The following is a 2,099-nucleotide window of genomic DNA, read 5'->3' as shown; positions in this document are numbered from 1 at the left end:
TTCGCCGACCACCTCGCGGCGGCCTGCGCACGGCTCGGGGCCGATGTGGTTCGCTATTCCTTCATCGTAGTGGACTTGCACCACCTACTCCTTGCCGGTCTCCCGGCGCACTCAGAACTTGTGACGCAATCCGATCACTGTGCCGAACTGGTTGGCACCCGCGAGGACCGTGCCGAAGCCCGCGGCGCCAGCCCCAAGGCCGAGGTTTGATTTGTTGTGGTTCTTCGTGTAGCCAATAGTGAGGTAACCGTCGGTGCGCTTCGAGAAGGCATAGCCTGCCGATGTCACGAACAGCCACGGGTCGGCGTTGGTGCCTGCAAAGTCCTGGTAGTAGGCGCCGGCAGAAAGCGTAAGCGCGCCGGTTGCCTGCCAGCGTGCCCCGGCCCACCAGAGGTTGGAGCGTTGGTTCGCCTGACTGGCTGCACCCGGCAATAGCGCGCCGTCATATGCCTTGGCCCAGCGATAGCCGGCATAGACGGTGGTATTCCCGAACGAGTAGGTGCCGGCAAGCACGGCCCTGCGCGTTGTCGCATCAGGCGTGGTGGTCGTAGTGCCGGTGTTGCTCTCGTCGTACGCAGTCGCAATGCTGAAGTTTCCGGCTGCATAGCTCAGGTTGCCGCCAAATTCGCGCCCGAGCTTCGCGTTGCCTGGCACTTCGCTTCCGTTAGCCCTCGTACTGTCCGAACCAAAGCTGTACATCGCGGAGGCCTTAAGCCCGCCAAACTTGCCGACATATTTGACCGTGTTGTCGGCCCGGGATGCCATGACGATATCCTGCACAAGCAACGAATACTTTGGAGCTAGGCCGATGGGATCGATATCCCCCGCGATATCGAACAGTGCGTTGATCTGCCTGCCCAGGAGGAATGACCCCCATTGTCCTTGCAAGCCCACGTAGGCGCTCCGTCCGAACAGTCGTCCCCCCTGGCCGGATAGCCCCGTATCGGCATCGAGTCCGCTTTCAAGAACGAACAGCCCAGTCAGGCCTTGCCCGAGATCCTCTGCGCCACGCAGGCCCCAGCGCGAGCCGGAGACGTTGCCCGGCGTCATGCGGACGACATCGTGCCCGTTGGGCTGATGGTTGACGTACTCGACGCCGGCATCGACTACCCCATACAACGTCACACTGGTTTGCCCGTAGGCGGCAGAGGAACCGATCACCACAGCGGATGCGGCCAACAGCTTCAATCCCGATTTCATTCTTTCTCCTGTCTCCATGTTGCTTGGTGGGTCATCGGAGCGCGCCACCGCATTGGGTGTTCGGGACTCCCGTTGTTCGCCGAAACTCGGCGCGGCTCCATGCGCCGGGGCGTTCCGCCGGCGCAGCGTGCCGAAGAGCAAGCCCTGTGCCCGAGAGGCATTCATGCGGGATGGAAAAGTGCTATCTGTCTATACGTGCGGCGTTTCTGTCGACGAGAGCGAGTCGCGATGGATTTCCGCGATGGACAGGCGGTGTCTTTCTTGTACTCGTGAAAGACGTGTGTGTGTGCGGGGACAACAAGCAGTGCAGCAATGGATCTTCCAGTCGTGTACGTTTCGCCCCGACGCGTGGCGGTCAGTGGGACTTACAGTCCAGGAAAGAAAAACCGACTCGACAGCGAAGGGGGCCGGCACCGAAAATCCGACGCGTGGTGCCCTCTGTCCAAGCAAAAGGAAATACTCCAATGCGATCCTTCAAGCTCCGCATGCTTTCACTGGCGATCCTGGCTGCCTTGCCCTTGGCAGGCGCGAAGGCGCAGGACGGCGAGCGGCCTCCGCTGAAGCTTGTCGTGCCCTATGCGGCGGGCGGCACGACCGACTATGTCGCCCGACTCCTGCAGAAGCCGCTCGGCGAATTTCTGCATCAACCGGTCATCGTGGAGAACAAGGCGGGCGCGGCAGGAACGATCGGCACCGACTTCGTCGCGAAGGCACCTGCTGACGGGAACACCATCCTGTTCGGCAATCAGGGCCCGAACGCGCTCGTTCCTTCCCTTAGGAGCATTTCAAGGCCCTTCCGGCCCCGGCGTGGGCGGAGAAACGGAGATGAGCTATACCGGTGAACGGCAGCGCCGCGATGACCGACGGCCCAATGGTGCGCGCTCGCGGCATGCACGCCG

2 protein-coding genes are annotated in these 2,099 nt (G+C 62.1%); one reads left to right on the top strand and one right to left on the bottom strand.

The genetic code is table 11. From position 1 onward, the window contains the following. Nucleotides 1-111: 111 nt before the first annotated feature. On the bottom strand, nt 112-1,200 hold the full coding sequence (locus DN412_RS42665) for a porin (protein ID WP_115216969.1): 1,089 nt from the start codon (nt 1,198-1,200) through the stop codon (nt 112-114). Nucleotides 1,201-1,664: 464 nt separating this feature from the next. On the opposite strand from DN412_RS42665, the gene DN412_RS42660 reads away from it, so the two are divergent. After that, nucleotides 1,665-2,042 carry a Bug family tripartite tricarboxylate transporter substrate binding protein gene (locus DN412_RS42660; RefSeq protein ID WP_115216968.1) on the top strand — a complete coding sequence of 126 codons (378 nt, stop codon included), beginning with the start codon at nt 1,665-1,667 and terminating at the stop codon, nt 2,040-2,042. The last annotated feature ends 57 nt before the right edge of the window (nt 2,043-2,099 follow it).

The organism is Cupriavidus lacunae, assembly GCF_003353055.1.
Classification (GTDB): Bacteria; Pseudomonadota; Gammaproteobacteria; order Burkholderiales; family Burkholderiaceae; genus Cupriavidus; species Cupriavidus lacunae.
The sequence above is the reverse complement of the archived record's forward strand: the minus strand, read 5'-3'. Positions and strand labels throughout refer to the sequence as shown.